This is a genomic window from Novosphingobium sp. (genome assembly GCF_031424035.1).
Taxonomy (GTDB): Bacteria; Pseudomonadota; Alphaproteobacteria; order Sphingomonadales; family Sphingomonadaceae; genus Novosphingobium.
In genome coordinates this window covers 1-19452 of sequence record NZ_JANPGP010000066.1, presented here as the reverse complement: position 1 = coordinate 19452, position 19452 = coordinate 1, and the positions used below count along the sequence as shown (strand labels likewise).

18 protein-coding genes are annotated in these 19452 nt (G+C 63.3%); 9 read left to right on the top strand and 9 right to left on the bottom strand.

Features of this window, described 5'->3' with window-relative positions; genetic code table 11:
* Positions 1 to 94: 94 nt before the first annotated feature.
* Positions 95 to 1783, top strand: coding sequence for an FAD-dependent oxidoreductase (locus RMO89_RS10015; RefSeq protein WP_310532870.1), 1689 nt, complete (start codon positions 95 to 97; stop codon positions 1781 to 1783).
* On the opposite strand, the gene RMO89_RS10010 is transcribed toward RMO89_RS10015, so the two are convergent.
* Complete coding sequence (locus RMO89_RS10010; protein WP_310532869.1) at positions 1784 to 2302, bottom strand: hypothetical protein; 519 nt, start codon at positions 2300 to 2302, stop codon at positions 1784 to 1786.
* 16 nt (positions 2303 to 2318) lie between these two features.
* A complete protein-coding gene (locus RMO89_RS10005; protein ID WP_310532868.1) occupies positions 2319 to 3323 on the bottom strand; it encodes an NAD(P)-dependent alcohol dehydrogenase in 1005 nt (334 codons plus the stop codon).
* A 117-nt stretch (positions 3324 to 3440) separates the two neighbouring features.
* Between RMO89_RS10005 and RMO89_RS10000 the strand changes: the two genes are divergently transcribed.
* On the top strand, positions 3441 to 5060 hold the full coding sequence (locus RMO89_RS10000; RefSeq protein ID WP_310532871.1) for a class I adenylate-forming enzyme family protein: 1620 nt from the start codon (positions 3441 to 3443) through the stop codon (positions 5058 to 5060).
* Between the two features lie 53 nt (positions 5061 to 5113).
* Positions 5114 to 5704: a hypothetical protein gene (locus RMO89_RS09995; protein WP_310532867.1), complete on the top strand. Its 591-nt coding sequence runs from the start codon at positions 5114 to 5116 to the stop codon at positions 5702 to 5704.
* Positions 5705 to 5797: 93 nt separating this feature from the next.
* Here RMO89_RS09995 and RMO89_RS09990 read toward each other — a convergent pair whose 3' ends face one another.
* From RMO89_RS09990 to RMO89_RS09975, 4 genes are all read right to left on the bottom strand, one after another.
* Positions 5798 to 6799, bottom strand: coding sequence for an acyl-CoA dehydrogenase family protein (locus RMO89_RS09990; RefSeq protein ID WP_310532866.1), 1002 nt, complete (start codon positions 6797 to 6799; stop codon positions 5798 to 5800).
* The gene (locus RMO89_RS09985) at positions 6796 to 7986 is read right to left on the bottom strand and encodes an acyl-CoA dehydrogenase family protein (protein ID WP_310532865.1); all 1191 of its coding nucleotides are present in this window, start codon (positions 7984 to 7986) and stop codon (positions 6796 to 6798) included. The genes RMO89_RS09990 and RMO89_RS09985 overlap by 4 nt, the downstream gene beginning before the upstream one ends.
* Positions 7987 to 8052: 66 nt before the next feature.
* Positions 8053 to 9096 (bottom strand): phosphotransferase, encoded by a 1044-nt coding sequence (locus RMO89_RS09980; RefSeq protein WP_310532864.1) that lies wholly within the window; start codon positions 9094 to 9096, stop codon positions 8053 to 8055.
* Positions 9097 to 9128: 32 nt separating this feature from the next.
* Positions 9129 to 9443: a non-heme iron oxygenase ferredoxin subunit gene (locus RMO89_RS09975; RefSeq protein WP_310532863.1), complete on the bottom strand. Its 315-nt coding sequence runs from the start codon at positions 9441 to 9443 to the stop codon at positions 9129 to 9131.
* Positions 9444 to 9628: 185 nt separating this feature from the next.
* Between RMO89_RS09975 and RMO89_RS09970 the strand changes: the two genes are divergently transcribed.
* Positions 9629 to 11344, top strand: coding sequence for an FAD-dependent oxidoreductase (locus tag RMO89_RS09970; RefSeq protein ID WP_310532861.1), 1716 nt, complete (start codon positions 9629 to 9631; stop codon positions 11342 to 11344).
* Between the two features lie 19 nt (positions 11345 to 11363).
* On the top strand, positions 11364 to 12140 hold the full coding sequence (locus tag RMO89_RS09965) for an SDR family oxidoreductase (protein ID WP_310532860.1): 777 nt from the start codon (positions 11364 to 11366) through the stop codon (positions 12138 to 12140).
* A 60-nt stretch (positions 12141 to 12200) separates the two neighbouring features.
* Here RMO89_RS09965 and RMO89_RS09960 read toward each other — a convergent pair whose 3' ends face one another.
* Positions 12201 to 12491 carry a hypothetical protein gene (locus tag RMO89_RS09960; RefSeq protein WP_310532859.1) on the bottom strand — a complete coding sequence of 97 codons (291 nt, stop codon included), beginning with the start codon at positions 12489 to 12491 and terminating at the stop codon, positions 12201 to 12203.
* 194 nt (positions 12492 to 12685) lie between these two features.
* Between RMO89_RS09960 and RMO89_RS09955 the strand changes: the two genes are divergently transcribed.
* Positions 12686 to 14194 (top strand): phospholipase D-like domain-containing protein, encoded by a 1509-nt coding sequence (locus tag RMO89_RS09955; protein WP_310532858.1) that lies wholly within the window; start codon positions 12686 to 12688, stop codon positions 14192 to 14194.
* Positions 14195 to 14206: 12 nt separating this feature from the next.
* Entirely contained in the window at positions 14207 to 14815 is a 609-nt protein-coding gene (gene folE / locus RMO89_RS09950) for a GTP cyclohydrolase I FolE (protein ID WP_310532857.1), read from the top strand.
* A 211-nt stretch (positions 14816 to 15026) separates the two neighbouring features.
* On the opposite strand, the gene RMO89_RS09945 is transcribed toward folE, so the two are convergent.
* Positions 15027 to 16523, bottom strand: a complete 1497-nt coding sequence (locus RMO89_RS09945; RefSeq protein ID WP_310532855.1) for a DHA2 family efflux MFS transporter permease subunit — start codon at positions 16521 to 16523, stop codon at positions 15027 to 15029.
* 415 nt (positions 16524 to 16938) lie between these two features.
* Entirely contained in the window at positions 16939 to 17418 is a 480-nt protein-coding gene (locus RMO89_RS09940) for a peroxiredoxin (RefSeq protein WP_310532854.1), read from the bottom strand.
* Positions 17419 to 17619: 201 nt separating this feature from the next.
* Here RMO89_RS09940 and RMO89_RS09935 point away from each other — a divergent pair, with 201 nt between their 5' ends.
* Together RMO89_RS09935 and ahcY are read left to right on the top strand one after the other, a co-directional pair.
* The gene (locus RMO89_RS09935) at positions 17620 to 18087 is read left to right on the top strand and encodes an S-adenosyl-L-homocysteine hydrolase (RefSeq protein WP_310532853.1); all 468 of its coding nucleotides are present in this window, start codon (positions 17620 to 17622) and stop codon (positions 18085 to 18087) included.
* A gap of 117 nt (positions 18088 to 18204) precedes the next feature.
* Positions 18205 to 19452 (top strand): adenosylhomocysteinase (gene ahcY, locus RMO89_RS09930; protein WP_310532852.1); only part of this gene is annotated, 1248 nt, incomplete at its 3' end.

Below are 19452 nucleotides of genomic sequence, written 5' to 3'. Positions count from 1 at the left end.
TCCGCCAATCCGCGCCCCTGCGATATAGGCCTGCCAAGCCCTTGATCGCCGCACGCTTCCGGGCTCAATTGGCGGCATTGAGGAGAGGTATGTGATGTCCGGTTTTGACGAGACTTTCGATTGGGTAGTGGTCGGCAGCGGAGCCGGATCGATGTCTTCGGCCATGGTCATGCGCGATGCCGGCAAGTCGGTCGTGATCCTCGAAAAGATGCCCTACGTCGGCGGCACCACGGCCAAGTCGGGCGGGGTCATGTGGATCCCCAACAACCGTTTCATCCGCGCCGAGGAGCCGGGCGAAAGCGCGGAAAAGGGGATCACCTACCTTGATGCGGTTTGCGACGACGGCTCTGACGCGCCCGGCACCAGCCACGAAAAGCGGCTCGCCTACATCACCGAAGCGCCGAAAATGCTCGACTATATCATCGGCAAGGGCGTCGAAATGGAGCGCGCCACCGACTTCTGGCCGGATTATTACGATGACCTGCCGGGCGGCTGCTCAACCACGCGCTGCGTGACCGCGAAGTTCTTCAACACCAACGAACTGGGCGAATGGCGCACGAAGCTCGCCCCCGGCTTCGCGCCGTTCCCGGCCAAGCTGGACGACGGGATGAAGGTGACGAACTTCATGCACAAGAGCTGGGGCATCAAGCTCAAGTTCCTGAAAATCGCCTTTCGCGTGGTCGGGGCAAAGCTGACCGGAAAGCACTTCACCACTGCAGGTGCGGCATTGCAGGGGCGGATGCTCAAGGCGGCGCTGGCAAACGGCGTGGACATCCGCACCCAGAGCCCGGTGAAGGAATTCATCGTTGAGGACGGCAAGGTCGTGGGCGTGATCGCCGAGGTCAACGGCCAGACGCGGCGCATCGGCGCGAACCTTGGCGTGCTCGTCAACGCGGGCGGTTTTGCCCAGAACCAGGCCATGCGTGACAAGTATATGCCCGGCACCAAGGCCGCATGGTCGAACACGCCTCCGGGCGACACCGGCGACCTGTTTGGCGAAATGGAACGCGTTGGCGGCGTGCTGGCGCAAATGGACCAGATGGTCGGCTACCAGACGAGCTACGCCCCGGGTTTCGACAAGGATTTCGTCAAGCCGGGCGGGCAGGGGATCACCGGCAAGCCGGGCTGCATCCTCGTCGATCAGTCGGGCGTACGCTACATGAACGAAGGCGGATCCTACGAACTCTATTGCCAGAACATGCTCGAACGGAACCGCACGGTTCCTGCCGTGCCCAGCTGGGCGGTGTTCGACCAGAACTATGCCGAGAACTACAAGGTGCTCAACAAGTGGTTGGGCAAGCCGGATGTCCGCAAGGATCTGGTTGATTGCGGCTACCTCAAGGTCAGCGAAACCATCGAAGACCTGGCCGCACAAATCAAGACGGATCCGGCCACCCTGCGCGCCACCATCGAACGCTGGAACGGCTTCGTTGAAAAGGGCGTGGACGAGGACTTCGGCCGCGGAAATCGCGAATATGACAAGTGGCTCGGCGATCCGTTCAAGGACGGCAACCCGGCGCTGGCCCGGATCGACAAGGGCCCGTTCTTCGCCATCGACATCATTCCCGGTGACGTTTCCACCTATGGCGGCGCGCTGATCGACGCGCGCGCGCGGGTGATCAAGGCCGATGGCACGCCGGTGCCGGGCCTCTACGCCTGCGGCGTCTCCACCGCCTCGATCATGGGCGGGGTCTACCCGGGCGCGGGTGCCAGCGTCGGGCCTTCGATGACCTTTGGCTATATCGCTGCCAAGCACGCCGCCGGAGTGGATAATTCGATCTGATCAATTCAGCGTCCCGCGCTCCACCACCAGTGCGCTCCCCCGCGCCGTGACCCATTCCGGAAAGGCCTGCTCGCCCCATTCAAGCGCGCGGTAGGAGATCAGGAACACGTCGAGCGTGGCGCGAAGCGATTGCTCGTCGAGGATCAGGTAAGCGTCGATCAAGACATCGTCGGTAAAGGTCAGCTGCACGCCGCCTTCTTCGCGATCTCCCATGTGGATCGTCTTGCACAGCCATGGCCGGGCATCGGGCACGGTCTCTACCGGGGCCTGCGGATTGCTGTCGCGTTCCATCCGCAGCTTTTCCTGTTCGATATCCAGCACCAGTTCGCTGGGGATCGGGCCAGCCACAGCCTTTTCCGCGCGCTGCGCCAAAAGCGGGATGAAACGGTCCGCCAGCCGCCGCGTAAGGTACAGCGCCTGATACTGGCCGGCCGGGTCGACCGTGTTGAGCCGGATGCGGTCCTCGTCGAAGTCGGCGGCCATGGTAAACGTGTGAATTAGATAGGTCTGGCGGGTCATGCCGTGCAGATAGGCATCAAAGCAGGTTGATGCCAACCTTGCCGAAGAACTGCCCACTTTCGGCGTGGCGAAACGCATCGTGGATGCGGGTCAGATCATAGACCACGTCAACCACCGGGCGAATGCCGTGCTTAGCGGCAAAGGCCACCATCGCTTCGTGTTCGTCGCGGTTGCCGACGTTGACCGGCACGATCTGCGCCTGGACCTGCCCGATGCGGCTCCATGAAAAGGTGCTGCTCAGCATACCGATGGCGGAAATCAAGCCGTCCGGGGCGAGCGCCGAGACGTTGGCGTCCAGCTGATTTGCACCAGCGACATCGATCACGATATGCACGCCGCCCGAAGCATTGCGCGCTTTCACCGCCCAATTGGGATCGGTGCGATAGTTCAGCGTCACGTCCGCACCCAGCGCCTTGCCGCGCCCCAACTTGGCATCGCTGGACGAGGTAAGGATGACATTCGCCCCGTGCGCCTTGGCGAATTGCAACGCGGCCAGGCTCACCCCGCCGGTGCCGTGGCACAGCACCCATTCGCCGGGCTGAAGCGGGCGAGCGAGGAACAGCGCGTTCCATGCGGTGAGGCCGGCGCAGGCGAAAGTCGCTGCCTCAAGATCGCCGATTTCGTCGGGATTATGGACCAGCCCCTCGGCGCTGAAATTGGCGAGCTGCCGCGCGACGCCGTCGGCCATGCCGCCGAGCATGTCCATCGTCGGTTCGCGTCCGTGCAGCCAAGATTGGGCGAAGATGGGACTGACGCGGTCGCCCGGTTTCACGCGGGTCACGCCTTCGCCAACTGCGGTCACAACGCCAGCGGCGCAGGACATGGGAATACGGGTGCCGCCGCCGGTGATGCCGCCCATCGACGGGATCAGCAGGCCCTTGGCGACGATCAGGTCGCGGAAGTTGATCGTCGCACAATGCAGCCGCACCTGCGCTTCGCCGGGGGCAGGGGGCGCTACATCGATCTCGCGCAATTCGATGGCATCGATACCCTGGCCTTCGACGATTGTAGCGGCTTTCATGTCCAAACTCCCTTTGGCGGCAAGGTGCTTGTCTGGAGCGGCTTGTCAATGTGACTGGCGCCCCGCGCGGGCCTTGCAGAGCTATGATCGTGCCGGCGGCGGCGGTATTCATTGGCCATGGGCGAGGACGGACTATCGGTCGTATATGGCGGGCCGCTGGACAGCGAGCCGCTGATGGGCGCGCTGACAATCGGCGGCTACCTGCGCGATGTTGCCGCGCGGTATGGCGGGGCCGAAGCGTTGGCTTTCTATGACGATGGGCAGCGGGTCAGTTGGACCTATGACGACCTGCTGGCTCGTTCGATGGGCCTTGCGAAGGCATTGATCGCCAGCGACCTAGAACCCGGCGCCCGGGTTGGCATCCTGATGAGTAACCGCCCGGATTTCCTCGTCGCCCTGTTCGGAACGGCGCTGGTCGGCTGCGTGCCGGTGGCGCTGAGCACTTTTTCGACAGAGAGCGAGCTCGATTACCTGCTCACCGCATCGCAGGTTGAGCTGGTAGTCTATGAGGCACGCGTGGCCGGCAAGGATTTTGCCGCCATTCTTGGGCAAGCACCGGACGCGGGCAGGTGGCCTGATCTGCGTGAAGCTGTTGCACTGGGCGCTTCCTTCGCCGAGTTTGTGGCACGCGGTGACGGGGTAAACGACACGCGGGTCCGGTCCCGCGTCGATGCCGTCAGCCCTGAGGATATCGGCGGAATCTTCTTCTCCTCTGGCACGACCAGCCTGCCCAAGGGCATCGTCCATTCGCACAAGGACTTCGCCATCCAGTGGTGGCGCTGGCCGCGCGTTTTTGCGATGCGCGAGCCGGTGCGCAGCTGGACGGGCAATGGCTTTTTCTGGTCGGGCAACGTTTCAATGATCGTTGGCACCGCCTTTTCGAGCGGCGGAGCAGTGGTGCTGCAACCGTGGTTCGAAGAGGAGGAAGCGTTGCGCCTGATCGGGGCTGAACGGGTGACCTTCCTTGCCGGCCGCTCGCACCAGTGGGCACGGCTGGAAGCAGCGAAGGGCTGGGCGGACGCCGACCTTTCGAGCCTGCGCTACGTAACCCGGGGCGAGATCCTGAAGCGCCATCCGGCCGCCCGGTTCGACTGGGAAGAGCCGATGTCGTTTGGCACGACCGAGACGATGACGATCTGCACCTCGTTCGGCCGCGATGTTTCGTCTGAGCATTATCAGGGTTCCTGCGGGCCGCCCCTGCCGGGCAATTGGCTCAAGATCGTCGAGCCGCTCACCGGCGCGCCGGTGCCGGTTGGGGAGCGGGGGGAGATGTGCATCAAGGGGCCGACCCTGATGATGACCTATCTTGGAAAAACTCCTGATCAATGCCTTGATCGTGATGGTTATTACTGCACCGGGGATGGCGGCTATGTCGACGCCGTGGGCCGCTTTTTCTGGGAGGGCCGGCTGACCGACATGATCAAGACTGGCGGGGCCAATGTCGCGCCCGAGGAAGTCGATGCGGCGATCGCGCGCTTCCCCGGCGTGAAGCGGACGCAAACGGTTGGCGTGCCGGATGACCTGTTGGGCGAATTGGTGGTGTCCTGTCTCGTCCCGGTCAAGGGCTGCGCCATTGACGAGGCCGAACTGATCGCCTTCCTCAAGCGCGACCTCGCCAGCTTCAAACTGCCGCGCCGGATACTCGTGTTCACCGACGAGGATTTCGCGGTCACCGGCAGCGGCAAGGCCAAGGCCAGCGACATCCGGGGCATAGCAGCGGCGCGGCTGAAGGGCTGATTTCGTATTTTCGGTGTCTGCCGCTAGGTAGTCTCCGGATCACGGAGGACGGCATGGGGCGGGAAGCCATCGCACAGTGCAATTGGGCCGGGCAGAGCGCCGAGGCCAAGGTGCTGCTCGAATCGCAGGAGATCATCCTGCGCGGCGCGATCAAGGCGCGGATTTCGCGTTCGGCGATCACATCCTTCTCGGCCGAGGGCGAGACCTTGCGCGTGACCACATCCGACGGCGAACTATTGGCTGAGCTGGGCGCCAAGGAAGCTGCCAAATGGGCCGAGGCGCTGGCCAAGCCCGCGCCGAGCCTAGCGTCGAAGCTAGGCGTCGGAGGCGAGAAGCCGGCATTTTTGCTGGGCGAAACTGATGACGAAGCACTGCTCGATGCGCTGGCCGGGCATCACCAGGTGGAGCGGGCCGACAATGCCTCGGTCGTCGTGGCGATGATTGATGGCGAGACTTCGCTCGACGCCGCACTCGAACTGGCGGGCGAGCATGGCCTGATGTTGTGGTGCGTCTACCCCAAGGGAAAGGGCGCGGTGTTCGGCGACAGCGCGATCCGCGCGCACTTGCGCGGCGCAGGGTGGATGGACAACAAGACCTGTGCCGTGTCGGAAATGCTCACCGCGACCCGCTATGGTCGGAAGTAGCGTGTCGTCCCGGACTTGATCCGGGGCCGGTGTCAGGTTCAATCAAAGCTAGCGCAAGGTCGCCAACGGTCCCGGGTCAGGCCCGGGACGACCTCAAGCCGCCAATGCCGCGCGGCCCGCAGCCTCGCGCCAGTGATCGAGGCTGCCGCAGAGCTGCAGGTTGAGCATCGCCCGCTTCATGTAGTGGTGGACGGGATATTCCTGTGTCAGCCCGATGCCGCCATGCAGCTGAATCGCCTCTTCGGTGATATAGCGATAGGCATCTGTGGCGTGCGCCTTCATCGCGCCAAGATCGACAACTGGCGCGGTGTCTGCCGCAGCGGCGCGCGCTTCGTAGAGCGCCTCTGCCACGGTGAGCGCGATCCGCAGGTCGGCGCAGCGGTGTTTGAGCGCCTGGAACATCGCCAGCGGACGGTCGAACTGCTTACGGACCTTGAGGTATTCTACCGTCAGATCGAGCGTGGCCGAAGCACCCCCTAGGCTGTCTGCGGCGAGGAGGACGTGGGCAGTGCGGGCGATTTCGTCATGCAGGATCGCGGACTGATTGCCGCCAGCGATCAGCGTTGATTCGGCGCCGTCCAGTTCAAGATCGTAGAGTTTCCGACTCTCGTCCCACAACGGGCGTTCGACCAGTTGCACGCCGGTCGCGGCCAGATCGACGATGTGATACCCTTCGCTGCTGCCGATGAGGACTTGTCCTGCCATGTCGGCCTCAAACAGCCCCGAAACCGTGCCGCTGAGCGTGGCTCCAGACGCGGCCACCTTGGCCGGCAGCATGTTGAGCGGCAGATATTCGCCGCCGCAGATGCGCTCGATAAGCTCGGCCTTGCCGTCGAAATCGGGGGCCGAGGCTATGCCGCGCAGGGCGAGCAGCGCCGGGATCAGGGGGGCAGTGCAGAGCACCTTGCCCAGTTCCTGCACAATCGCGCCGGCTGCATCGCGGCCCAGGCCAAGCCCGCCGAGGTCCTCAGGCAGGTCCACCAGCAGCCAGCCCATTTCGGCGGCCAGCTGCCACGATTCCTCGCGGTTGGGCAGGATCGCACCGGCGGGAAAAGCCTTGGTCGCAGAATCGCGGAGTTCCGAAAGTTCGATCACAGGGTCCACCCCTTCGGTTCGCGCGGCATTTCGAGCATGCGTTCGGCGATGATGTTGCGCTGCACTTCCTCGCTGCCGCCGGCGATCGTCCAGGCGTAGCTATTCATGAAATCGGCCATCCAGTTGCCGGTATTGAGATCGCCGAAAGTGATGGCTGCGCGGTATTGTTCGGCCATCCCGCCAAGCCGCACACCCAGTGCGGAATAGGCCCGCAAGGCGCGGCTGTAGGCGTTCTTGACGATCGAGGCGTCGCCCACGCGCTCGATTCCGGCGATGCGGTTCTCAAGGAAGCGGTCGGCCAGCGTGCAGACGGCATCGACCTGCGTCACCAGCGCGCCGAAATCGCGCAGCACGCCGCGGTCGTCGCTGTGCCCATGCTCGCGGATCAGCTCACTCACCCGGCCCAGCGCGCCGCGCATGCGGTTGGAGAGTTCGAGCAAGGTCAGTCCGCGTTCGGAGGCCAGCGTTGCCTGCGCCACAGCCCAGCCCGCGCCTTCCTCACCCACGCGGTGCGAGACGGGGACTTCGACATTGTCGAGGAAGATCTCGGCGAATTCCTCGTCGCCCTGGATCTGTTCGATCGGGCGGACGGTGACGCCCGGCGTCTTCATGTCCATCAGCAGGTACGTGATGCCCGCCTGCTTCGCCTTTTCGGTCGATGTGCGGACCAGCAGCAGGCACATGTCGGCATATTGCGCCATGGTTGACCAGACTTTCTGGCCGTTGATGACGTAAACGTCGCCTTCTGGGCGTGAAACACGTTCGGCCTTGCACTTGATCGCGGCAAGGTCTGATCCGGCGCCGGGCTCGGAAAAGCCCTGGCACCAGGTTTCGCCCTGCAGGATCGCCGGCAGATAGCGCGCCTTTTGCGCATCGTTCGCGCATTCGTGCAGTGTGGCATAGGCGTGATAGGTCGAAACGAACGACAGCAGCAGTCGCGGCGCATCGGCGGCAGCCAGCTCTTCGTAGATCACTTTCTGTTCGGCCAGCCCGCGTCCGCCTCCCGGCCATTCCACTGGCCAATGCGGAATGGCGTATCCGCCTTCGACGAGTTTAAGGAACCATTGGCGCTGGCTTTCGGCGAAGGCCTTGTGATCGGTGATGTCGCGCCAGCCCTGCGGCTTGTTGGCGGCGAGCCAGGTGCGCAGGTCGCTGCGCAGCGTGTCGAGGGATGCTTGGTCAGTCACGGGCAGCGTCATGCCTTGAGCCGCGATTATGGGGAAGGGGTGCCCGGGCAATATCGCCCAAGCGAGTCAGGCGAGCAGGGCCGCGGTGCCGTGATCCGCGAAGGCCGCGCCATACCGCTCGTTCAGCGCGCGGCTGATCGCGTGGGGCTGCCAGCCATCGGTGCCGAGTGTCGAGAGCCAGATGGCAAGGCCATAGGCGGGTGACTGGCGATAGCGGTGCCATGCCTCGTCCCACGATGGGCGCTCGCTATCGGGCAAGCCGAGCGCCGCCAGGTAACCGCGCAGCAGTTCGGCTTCATGCTTCCGCCGGTCCTCCACCGTCAGCGCGCCGACGAGAAAATAGCCGACATCCTGAATCCAGTTCCCGCGCCGCACCACCTGCCAGTCGAGAAAGCCGGTGCTGTCATCCGGCAGGACATAGGTGTTGCCGACATGGGCATCGCCGTGGAGCAGCGTCTGGTGGCCGGAAGCAAGCGTGGTGACGTTCGCCACCCAAAGGTCCACCACACTGTCTGCCGAAAGGGCACGAACTTCATCCGGTAACTCATTACCGGAACGTGAAAGTCCGGATGGAATTCGTTTGCGCAAGCCGACTTGCCAACCCTGCGAGGGTGCCCACTGCCTGATCCAGCCAAGTCCCCGGTGGCTGCGCCCGGTAATGCCCCAGTAGTGGCTGTGAAGCCCGGCCAGTCCGGCGAGGCCGCTGGCGACCTGCGCCACGCTCAACGGGCGCAAGGCATCGCGCGGATCGGCTCCGCGCAGGGTCAGGTCTTCCATCACCAGCAGGAAATCGAGCCGTGGGTAATCTGGCACGGAAAGATACACGTGCGGGTGTTCCAGCGGCAGTGGCGTGTTGCCCGCGAACAGCCGCGATTCGAGGAACAGGTTGCCGTTGCGCAGGTGGACCCAGCGGTGATTGGGCGAATGGGCCTTGAGGAACAGTTGCGCCGGCCCGCTGCCTGCTGCGTATTCCAGAGCAAAGCGCGCGCGGCGGTTGGTGCCGTCGTCCGACTCAACCAGCTGCACCGCACCGACTTTTACATCGGGATGATCGCGCCGCAGCGCCTTGGTAAACCAGTCCGCGTCCAGGCTCTCCCAGCGTTCAGGCACGACGGGCGACAAGGAAAGCCAGCGCGGCAGCATCAGACGGCGACTTCGATCGTGTCGCCGGTGATGCGTACGGCAAAGGTCTGGATCGGCTGGGTTGCGGGCGGGTTCATGGCTTCTCCGGTGGCAAGGTCAAACCGTGCGCCGTGGACCGGACAGGCGATCCAGCCCGCGCGCATCCGTCCGCAGTCGAGCTTTTCTTCGGCATGGCTGCACAAGTTCTCGACCGCGAAGACCCGGTCGTTGGAGTTGCACAGCAGCACGTCGACGCCGTTCACCATGACCAGTTTCTTGGTCCCCGGCGGCACATCGGCCAGCGCCGCTGCGGCGGTGAAGACGGTATCGGTCATGGTGTTTCCATCGGCATTACCGGTGGCTCCTTGAAGGCTGCGGGGGGCTAGGGCAATCCGTGGTTGCGGGCAAAGGCGGGCGCAAGCAATTTGTCATACCGGCCAAGTCATTTCACCGCGGCATCGCACGCCCGATAGTCTGACCGGGACCGCGACACCTGTGCGCGGGGATTTGGGAGAGGTCCGTGGCAAGCGGCGAGACATTCGATGTCGTGGTAATCGGTTCGGGCGCGGCGGGGGCAATGGCAGCCCTGCGCGCGGCCGAGCAGGGTCTTTCGGTGCTCATCGTCGAGAAGGCGCACAAGTTCGGCGGCACCAGCGCCACTTCTGGCGGGGTCATGTGGATTCCGAACCACGGGCTGGGTGAGGGGGATGACAGCCGCGAGCAGGTGATGGAATACCTCGCCAGCGTGACGTCCGGCCCGGTCAATCCGGAAAAGCTGGCGGCCTATGTCGATCATGCGCCGCAGATGGCGAAGTACCTGAAGGCCGCCGGGGTCGAACTGATTGTCTCGCCCTGGCCGGACTATTTTCCCGACAAGCCCGGCGCGCGCGCTGACCGGTCGCTGATCTGCCCGACCTATGACGGGCGGCGGCTGGGCGATGATCGCTATCCGCTGATGCGCGAGCAGTTCAATCGCTTCAAGCTGTTCCACCGCTATGCGATGGATCTAACTGAAACCTTTGCCCTTATGATGCAGCAGAAGGGTTGGCGGCGGGTAGCTGCCAATGTCATCGGACGGTACTGGATGGATCGTTCGACCCGCAAGGTTTCGTCTCGCGATCGGCGATTTACGCAAGGGGCAGCGCTGATGGGGGCAACCTATGAGGCCGTGTTCAAGGCAGGAGTGAAGCTGCGGACGAAAACCAAGCTGGAAAACCTTGTTGTCGCTGCCGGCGGGCAGGTCACCGGGGTTGAGGTTTCAAACTTCGGGCGGACCTCCACTATTGGTGCTCGGCACGGCGTCGTGCTGGCGGCTGGCGGGTTCGAATGGAACCAGGAACTGCGCGACCGCTTTTTCAAGGTGCCGGGGCTGACGCGGCATTCTTCCTCGCCCGAGGATGCCAACAGGGGCGAAGCGCTGATTGCCGCCGAGAAGCTGGGTGCGGATACCGAGCATACCGGCGAGGGCTGGTGGATCCCGACCATGACCCTGCCGATGCCCAAGGCGTCGAACTATCACGAGATCCATCAGGCAGCGTTCGATGTTGGCCGTCCGTGGTCAGTCTGCGTCAACCGCAACGGTGTGCGTTTTGTCGATGAGGCGACGGGGTATGATTCGTTCGGGCAGGCCATGGTCGCCGATCAACAGAAGTCCGGGGCCAATTGTCCGTGCTGGCTGGTGTTCGACGCCAAGTTCCGCGCCAAGTTCAGCGCCGGTGGGCTGATGCCCTGGGCGCACACGCCTGAGCACAAGGTGCCGGGCGACTGGTGGGACAACTACGTGTTCCGCGCCGATACAATCGAAGCACTGGCAGCGAAAATCTCCGTGCCGGTCGAAGCTTTGCGTCAGACGGTGAGCAACATGAACGGCTATGCCAAGACCGGCATCGATCCGGAATTCGGGCGCGGCGGCAATATCTATGACCAGTTCTTTGGCGATCCTACCGTAGCACCCAACCCCAACCTCGGCCCCATCGACAAGCCGCCCTATTACGCCGTTCCAATCAACAACGGCGACCTGGGCACCAAGGGCGGCATCCGCACCGATGCGCGGGCGCGGGTGATTGATGTGAACGGCAAGCCGATCGAAGGGCTCTATGCCGCCGGAAATTGCTCCGGGAACCCCTTTGGCGATTGCTATCCGGGTGCGGGCGGGACCATCGGCCCGGCCATGACCTTCGGCTTCATCGCCGCCAACGACATTGCCGAGCGCTCGGGCAACCAGCGCGCCAAGTAAGATTTTTCGGGAGAAGTTCGTGAGTGAAAAGAAGGTAGCCATCGTCACCGGTGCCGCCGGGGGTATTGGCGAGGCAATAGTCCGCAAGCTGGGCGAGAAGGGCTTCCGCGTGCTCGGCACCGGACGCAATGCGGGCAAGCTGCAGGCGCTGAAGGACGCGCTGGGAGGATCGATGGAATTCGAATTCCACGCCGCCGACATTCAGGCGGATGACGCGCCGAAGGCCATTGTCGATGCGGCAATGGCTAAGTTCGGCCGGCTCGATGCGCTGGTCAACAATGCCGGATCGTTCAATTTCGGCCCGGTTCACGCCACCACTGATGACATGCTCGACGAGGTCTTCGGCATATCCCTGCGCGCGCCGTTCCGCCTGTGCCGCGAGGCGCTGGCGCATATGGGGGAAGGTAGCTCGATCGTGTTCATCGGGTCGACCTGGGGGCTTTACGGCACGCCGGGCGGCGGCGCCTATTCTACGGTCAAGGCCGGGCAGATCGGCCTGATGCAGACGATGGCGGCGGAATATGGGCCGAAAGGCGTGCGCTCGAACTATGTCGCACCGACAGTGGTCCGCACCGAGATGACCGACGCTTACTGGAACCTCGATTTCTTCCGCCGGACCAATCACGAACTGACGCCGCTGGCCCGCGAATGTTCGGCTGAGGATGTGGCCAACATGGTCGCCTTCCTCGCCAGCGACGAAGCGGCGATGGTCAACGGGCAGACGATTGCCGTTGACGGCGGGATCTCCGCGACGCGCTATCTCGCGCCCGAAGCCATCAGCGCGGTTCGCCAGTAACGAAAACGCCCGGCCTGCCAGATGGCGGGCCGGGCGCTGTCTTGCCGCAAGGGCGGGAAATTAAGGCTTGGCAGGCAGCTTGGCGAGATCGACGTCGATCTTGGCGAGCACTTCATCCTTGATCATGTCCGGAGCGAATCCCTGAATCTGCTTCAGCGTCATCCCTTTGGCCATTTCGATCTGGGGGTTGGTCGAGAAGCCCGGCATGTGCTTGTCGATAACGGCCTTGGCGGCGGCATCGTCGACCAGCGTGCCGATGGTGGTGTCGGCAGTGGTGTAAGGCGCGCCGGCCGCCATGGCGGGAACGGAGGTTACGGCCAGCAGGCCGGCAAGCAGGACTTTGCGAAACATGGGGGCATCCTCTTAGTCAAGCTCACCACAACGCGCGGCGGCTCTGCTGATGGCAATAGCGGATTGGACAAACCAGTTCAACTTTTGATCTAACCTCAAGTTGCGCTTGCGGTCCTTGCTAAAGCGACGCGGGAACCCGATGTTGGATCACGCGTTTGGCTTGACGCACAGCGGGGATGTCAATGACGGGAAACGTGGACAAAGACGCCGCCGAAGGGTGCAGCCCTTCGACGTGGCGATTCGCCATGGCGAGCCGTGCCCATGTCGTCATCGATGCCGCCGCTTATTTTTCGGTCATGCAGCAGGCCATGCTGCAGGCGCAGCAGCGCATTCACCTGATCGGCTGGGACTTTGATACGCGGGTGCGGCTGGGGCCGGGACGGCGCTGGTGGAACCGGCCGACCCGGCGCACGAACCCGGCGCGGCTGGGCGCATTCGTGGTTTGGCTGGTTCGCCGCCGCCCGGGCCTGCAGGTGCGCGTGCTCAAGTGGAATTTCGGTGCGCTGAAGTTCGTCTTCCGCGGATCGATGATCCTCGACCTGTGGCGCTGGTGGCTCAACCGCTCGATCGATTTCAAGTTCGATTCCGCCCACCCCTTCGGCTCCAGCCATCACCAGAAAATCGTCGTCATCGATGACCAGTTCGCGGTCTGCGGGGGCATCGACATGACCAGCCAGCGTTGGGACACGCCCGAACATATCGAAGGCGATTCGCGCCGCATGGGGCCGGGCCGCAAACCCTATGGCCCCTGGCACGACATGACCCTTCTGGTTGAAGGCGAAGCGGCGGCCAAGCTTGGCCAGCTTGGCCGGATGCGCTGGGAACGCGCCGGCGGCGAGCTTTTGGAGCCCTGCGCGCCGCAGGATGACAGCCCTTGGCCGGCGCAGTTGCGCGCCGAGTTCCGCGACGTTGAACTCGGCATCGCCCGCACGCAAGCGGCCTATGGCGGCGCGGCGGGGATCAACGAAATCGAGGCGCTGTTCGCTGAACATATCGGGCTCGCAAAAAGCTTCATCTATGCTGAAAGCCAGTACTTCGCCTCGCGCCGGGTGGCTGAGGCCCTGGCGGAGAGGCTATCACAGCCGAACCCGCCCGAAGTGGTGCTGATCAACCCGCGCAACGCCGATGGCTGGCTGGAACAGACCGCGATGGACGGGGCGCGGGTGCGGCTGTGTCATGCAGTTGCGCAGAAGGACCCGGACCGGCGTTTCCGCATCTATATCCCGGTCACCACGGGCGGCACGCCGATCTATGTCCATTCCAAGATGATGATCGTCGATGACGAGATCTTGCGCATCGGCTCGGCCAATATGAATAACCGCTCGATGGGGCTCGATACAGAGGCCGACGCCTATATAGACTGCGCCCGCCCGGCGAATGACCGCGACGAAGTGCGCGAGGCGATCCGCCGCATCCGCTATCGCCTGATTGCCGAACATTGCGCGATTGAACCGCAACATGTCGGGCGCATGATCGAAAAGTATGGATCGATGACCGCGCTGATCGAAGCGCGCATCGACGACGCCGAGGCGAAAAAGGGTAAACGCTTGGAGCGTTTTCACTTGCGACCCTTGAGCGAAACGGAAAAGGCGATTGCCGACACCGCATTGCTCGATCCGGAACGGCCCGGTGAGCTTTTCGAACCCATGGGTCGTCGTCGCGGCCTGTTCCGGCTGGGCAGCCTGCTGCGCCGACCGAAGTAAGGAGAGCTTGCCATGGCCTGTGGCCACGATCACGACGAACTGGATGACAGCGGCAAGGTCATTGTTCCCGAAGAGGTGCAGGAAGCGATCCGCACCCTGCTGCGCTGGTCGGGCGATGATCCGCAGCGCGAAGGCCTGATCGATACCCCCAAGCGTGTTGCCCGCGCATGGAAGGAATACTGCCAGGGCAATGGCACCGATCCGGCCGCGCACCTTTCGCGCCAGTTCGAGGAAGTGGGCGGCTATAACGAGCTGGTCCTGCTTAAGGACATTCCGTTCCAGTCGCACTGCGAACACCATATGGCGCCGATCACCGGCAAGGCGGCAATCGCCTATATGCCGCGTGACAGCGTGGTCGGCATTTCCAAGCTGGCCCGTGTGCTCCATGGCTTTGCCCAGCGCTTGCAGATCCAGGAGCGCCTGACCGCTGAAGTTGCGCAATGCATCTGGGAGAATCTCAATCCGCATGGCGTGGCCGTGGTGATCGAGGCGCAGCACGGCTGCATGACCGGGCGCGGCGTCAAGACGCCGGGCGTGGGCATGGTCACGAGCCGGCTGCTCGGCTGCTTCCTTGAGGATTCGCGCAGCCGCAAGGAAGTGCTCAGCCTGATGGGCTATTGAGCGGGGCTTTGGCGCGCGACCATCGACTGCCGAGCCACCGTCATCCTGAACTCGTTTCAGGATCCATCGGGCCTGACTTTCGGAGCTTGGAAAAGAGTTGCAACAGCGCCGTTTTACCCCGCAACGCAACTCCGGGTCCTGTGCGAAATGGATCCTGAAACGAGTTCAGGATGACGCATGGTCTGGGGCGAAGTGACGCGCGCCGCCCCGGCTAATCCATGAACACTGGTGCCGGCTTGCTACTCGCGCCAGTTTCCTTCTTCCGCTTCATCAGCAGGCAGATCACGACCATCACCATCGACAGCACGAACATCATCTCGAAGGTGTGATGATAGGCCAGGATCAGCCCCTGACGCGCCACTTCGCCGCTGCGCGCGGCGACGTCGAGCGGGTCGGTGAAGTCGACGTCGCCATAGCGCCAGCCGACCAGTGGATTGTCCGGCGTCACTTTCTCGGCAAGGCGTGACTGCGATGCGGCGAGGTCGCGCAGGGTCAGCGTCTGGATCACCGAAATGCCCACCGCGCCGCCCAGGTTGCGCATCAGCGCGGTCAGCGTCGCGCCTTCATTCTTGAACTTGTCGGGCAGGGTGGTGAACACCATCATCATCAGCGGCAGGAACATCAGCCCCGAGCCCAGCCCCTGCAGGAACGACACCAGCGCCATGGTCCAGGGGTCCGTTTCCAGCGTGACGCCAGACAGAATGTAGAACCCGCCGATCATGCCGCTCAGCCCGATGATCATCAGCAGCCGCGAATCCACTTTGCCGACCAGTTGCCCGGCGACGATCACGGTCAGGATATTGCCGATAGCGCGCGGCAACGAGACCATGCCGGTGAGCATGACCGGATAGCCCATCAGTTGCTGCATCATCGTGGTGATGATCGGGATCGCGCCGACCATGAAGATGCCGACCCCCATCATGAAGGCCGTGCCCAGCGCGAAATTGCGGTCCTTGAAGATCGCCGGCTTGATGAACGGGTCCGCAGTAGTGAACACGTGGACCACCGCGAGATAACCGAACAGGGCAGCAATCGCGGCTTCAATCGCCACTTCGGTCGAGGAAAACCAGTCGAGCAATTGCCCGCGGTCAAGCATCAGCTGGAAGGCGGTGAGCGCCACCGACACGTAAATGAACCCGCGCATGTCGAACTTCACTTCGCGCAGTTTGTCATGGCCAGCAGCGAAGACGGTGAAGCCAATCAGTGCGAGCACACCAATCGGCACGTTGATCAGGAAAATCCAGCGCCACGAGATATATTCGATAAGCCACGCGCCCAGCGTGGGGCCGAGCATGGGGCCCATCAGCGTGCCGACGCCAAAAGCGGAGATGGCCGTTCCGTGCTTCTCCTCAGGCCAGATATCGAGCAGCAGGACCTGACTGAGCGGCACGAGGCTCGCACCCGATGCGCCCTGGATGAAGCGGAACAGTGTCAGCGTTTCGAGGTTGGGAGCCAACCCGCAGCCCAGCGAACTGAGCGTGAAGAAGAACACCGAGGTCCGCATCGTGCGCAGGCGGCCAAAGCGGTCCGCCAGCCAGCCGGCCAATGGCGTCATGACGGCGGCGGCGATCAGGTAGCTGGTCAGCACCCAGGTGATCTGTTCGGGACTGGCGGCCAGATTCGACTGGATGCGGCCTAGCGCAATGGTGGCGATGGTGGAATCAAGCGTGACCAGCAGCACTGCCGTGAGGGCTGCGATCGTGATCATCAGCGCTGCTTGAGGATCGGGGTGGGCTTGCTGTTCCATCGCCTGCACAGGTCCGCGAGGAGCCGCGGTCCCAGCTGTAGAAGGGCAGGGCGCGGCCTGTGGCAATGGCGGCGCGGAAACGAGCGCGGGAGCGATGGCGCCGGCGGAGCCCGGGAGGGGCCGCGCTGTCCTACAGGCAGGCAAAATGCGAAAAGTGAGGGGTGCCTGAACGCGAAAGTCTGAAGGTCTTCGCGGGGGCTAGAATTTGCGTTAGTCGGAGGTTGTAGTGTTCAATATCATAGGGTTATCATCGAATTCTGTTAACCCACACCAACTGATCAGGTTTTCATCCAGGACTGTGTCCAGTGTGTCCACCGCATCCATTTTCCCGGCGGCCAGTAAGGGGCGCGCAGCAAGGCCACGCGCCCCATTCCGATCACAGTTGGTCGAGCATGTAGTCAGCCGAGCTGACCTTGAATTCGCCCGGACCTTCAACGTTGAGCTGTTCGACCTTGCCGTCGTTGATCACGGCCGACCAGCGGCTGCCGCGCTGGCCCATGCCAAAGCCCGAACCGTCCATGGTCAGGCCCAGCGCCTGCGCGAAATCGCCATTGCCGTCGGCCAGCATGGTGACATCGCCCGAACCGTCGCGCTGATTCCATGCGCCCAGCACGAAGGCATCGTTGACGGCGGTGCAGGCGATCTCGTCGATGCCCTTGGCCTTCAGGTCGGCGGCCTTTTCAACAAAGCCCGGCAGGTGCTTGGCCGAGCAGGTCGGCGTGAATGCGCCCGGAACGGAGAAGATCGCGACCTTGCGGCCCTTGAAATATTCGGCCGTCTGCACCGGTTCGGGGCCTTCAGCGCCAACCTTGGTGAGCTTGACGTCTGGGATCTGGTCGCCTGTTGCGATGGTCATGGGGTGGCTCCTCTCAGGGCCGGAATTGGCCGCTTCGCCGTGACCCATAGGCCGGATTGCGAGCGAGTCGCAACACGCCATTGCACCAGTCGCCCATGGTTAAATCCGCTTTACCGCGCTCCTTCAGCGGGCGGTAAAGGACTTGGCAGACTCTGGCAGGGAGACGGGACGGTACAACTTGCTTGTGGGAGCAACGGGGTCATGAAATCATCTATCAGGAAAGCGGCTTTCTGCCTGGCCGCCAGCGGTTTGCTTTTGGCAACACCGTCACAGGCTTCGACCGGCGGCACTGCCGAAAAGCTGCGCCGTCTGGACATCATGCTGATGGTCACTGGGCTGCGCTGCCGCAACGGGGCGTACGATTTCCAAGCCGATTTCCAGAACTTTGAGGCGGCGCACCTGCCGGCGCTTAACAGCGCGGCGGCCGAGTTGCGTGATGGCTTCGTGGCCAGCCACGGCGCGAATGGCGCCGAACGCGCGCTCGACAGGATCAGCACAGTCATGGCCAACCAGTACGGTGCAGGGCACCCCTGGCTGGAGTGCGGCGAACTCAAGATGGTCGCAAGGAGCCTCGCCCAGATGCAGGGCACCGAAGCATTGATTGAAGCAGCCGATCAGCTGCTTGCCGGCAGCGGCAGTCCCTCGCAGCTGAGCTGGGTGCGGCGCTGATCCGCAAATGAACATATAAAGACATCTTTATATTCCTGACGGGGGAGGCTAAGGGCGGCTCCATTCTTTGGTGCCGTCCTTTGCTATGCCGGCGCCCGCAATCAGGAGACTACTCAAGTGTCGAGCGCCCAGAACGACTATGTGATCGCCGATATCGGCCTTGCCGACTTCGGCCGCGCCGAGATCAACATCGCCGAAACCGAAATGCCCGGCCTGATGGCTCTGCGCTCGGAATTCGGCGCTTCGCAGCCCCTGAAGGGCGCGCGGATCACCGGTTCGCTGCACATGACGATCCAGACCGCTGTGCTGATCGAAACGCTGACCGCTCTTGGCGCCGAAGTGCGCTGGGCGACCTGCAACATCTTCTCGACTCAGGACCACGCCGCAGCCGCCATCGCCGCTGCCGGCATACCGGTTTTCGCGATCAAGGGTGAAAGCCTCGCCGATTACTGGGATTACGTCGGTTCGATCTTTGATTGGGACAAGGACGGTTCGGGCATGACCGCAAACATGATCCTCGACGATGGCGGCGACGCCACGATGTTCGCACTGTGGGGCGCCCGCGTTGAAGCCGGCGAGACGCTGTTCGAACCTTCGAACGAGGAAGAAATCGAATTCGTCCGCGCGCTGAACGCCTTCCTCAAGGCAAAGCCGGGCTACCTCACCATGTCGGTCGCGCACATCAAGGGCGTGTCGGAAGAAACCACCACAGGTGTCCACCGCCTTTACCAGATCGCGAAGGACGGCAAGCTGCCGTTCCCCGCGATCAACGTGAACGACAGCGTCACCAAGTCGAAGTTCGACAACCTTTATGGCTGCAAGGAAAGCCTCGTTGACGCGATCCGCCGCGCCACCGACGTCATGCTCGCCGGCAAGGTTGCCTGCGTTGCCGGCTTCGGCGACGTCGGCAAGGGTTCGGCTGCCTCGCTCCGCCAGGGCGGCGCTCGCGTCATGGTCACCGAAGTCGATCCGATCTGCGCCCTGCAGGCGGCGATGGAAGGCTATGAAGTCGTGACGATGGAAGAAGCCGTCACCCGCTGCGACATCTTCGTCACCGCCACCGGCAACGAAGGCGTCATCACCGTCGACCACATGCGCGCGATGAAGCCGATGGCGATCGTCTGCAACATTGGCCACTTTGACAGCGAGATCCAGGTCGCCGCGCTGCAGAACTTCAAGTGGACCGAAGTGAAGCCGGGCACCGACCTCGTCGAATTCCCGGACGGCAAGCAGATCATCATGCTCGCCAAGGGCCGCCTGGTGAACCTGGGCTGCGCCACCGGCCACCCCAGCTTCGTCATGTCGTCGAGCTTCACCAACCAGACGCTCGCGCAGATCGAACTGTTCACCAACCCGGCGCAGTAC

What these genes read in the sequence shown, in the direction of transcription:
- RMO89_RS09995 (WP_310532867.1), top strand. Translation starts at nt 5,114, where the DNA reads ATGGGGCGGGAAGCCATCGCACAGTGCAATTGGGCCGGGCAGAGCGCC.
- RMO89_RS09940 (WP_310532854.1), bottom strand. Translation starts at nt 17,418, where the DNA reads ATGACCATCGCAACAGGCGACCAGATCCCAGACGTCAAGCTCACCAAG.
- RMO89_RS09935 (WP_310532853.1), top strand. Translation starts at nt 17,620, where the DNA reads ATGAAATCATCTATCAGGAAAGCGGCTTTCTGCCTGGCCGCCAGCGGT.
- RMO89_RS09975 (WP_310532863.1), bottom strand. Translation starts at nt 9,443, where the DNA reads ATGACCGATACCGTCTTCACCGCCGCAGCGGCGCTGGCCGATGTGCCG.
- RMO89_RS10000 (WP_310532871.1), top strand. Translation starts at nt 3,441, where the DNA reads ATGGGCGAGGACGGACTATCGGTCGTATATGGCGGGCCGCTGGACAGC.
- folE (WP_310532857.1), top strand. Translation starts at nt 14,207, where the DNA reads ATGGCCTGTGGCCACGATCACGACGAACTGGATGACAGCGGCAAGGTC.
- RMO89_RS10015 (WP_310532870.1), top strand. Translation starts at nt 95, where the DNA reads ATGTCCGGTTTTGACGAGACTTTCGATTGGGTAGTGGTCGGCAGCGGA.
- RMO89_RS09945 (WP_310532855.1), bottom strand. Translation starts at nt 16,523, where the DNA reads ATGATCACGATCGCAGCCCTCACGGCAGTGCTGCTGGTCACGCTTGAT.
- RMO89_RS10010 (WP_310532869.1), bottom strand. Translation starts at nt 2,302, where the DNA reads ATGACCCGCCAGACCTATCTAATTCACACGTTTACCATGGCCGCCGAC.
- RMO89_RS10005 (WP_310532868.1), bottom strand. Translation starts at nt 3,323, where the DNA reads ATGAAAGCCGCTACAATCGTCGAAGGCCAGGGTATCGATGCCATCGAA.
- RMO89_RS09960 (WP_310532859.1), bottom strand. Translation starts at nt 12,491, where the DNA reads ATGTTTCGCAAAGTCCTGCTTGCCGGCCTGCTGGCCGTAACCTCCGTT.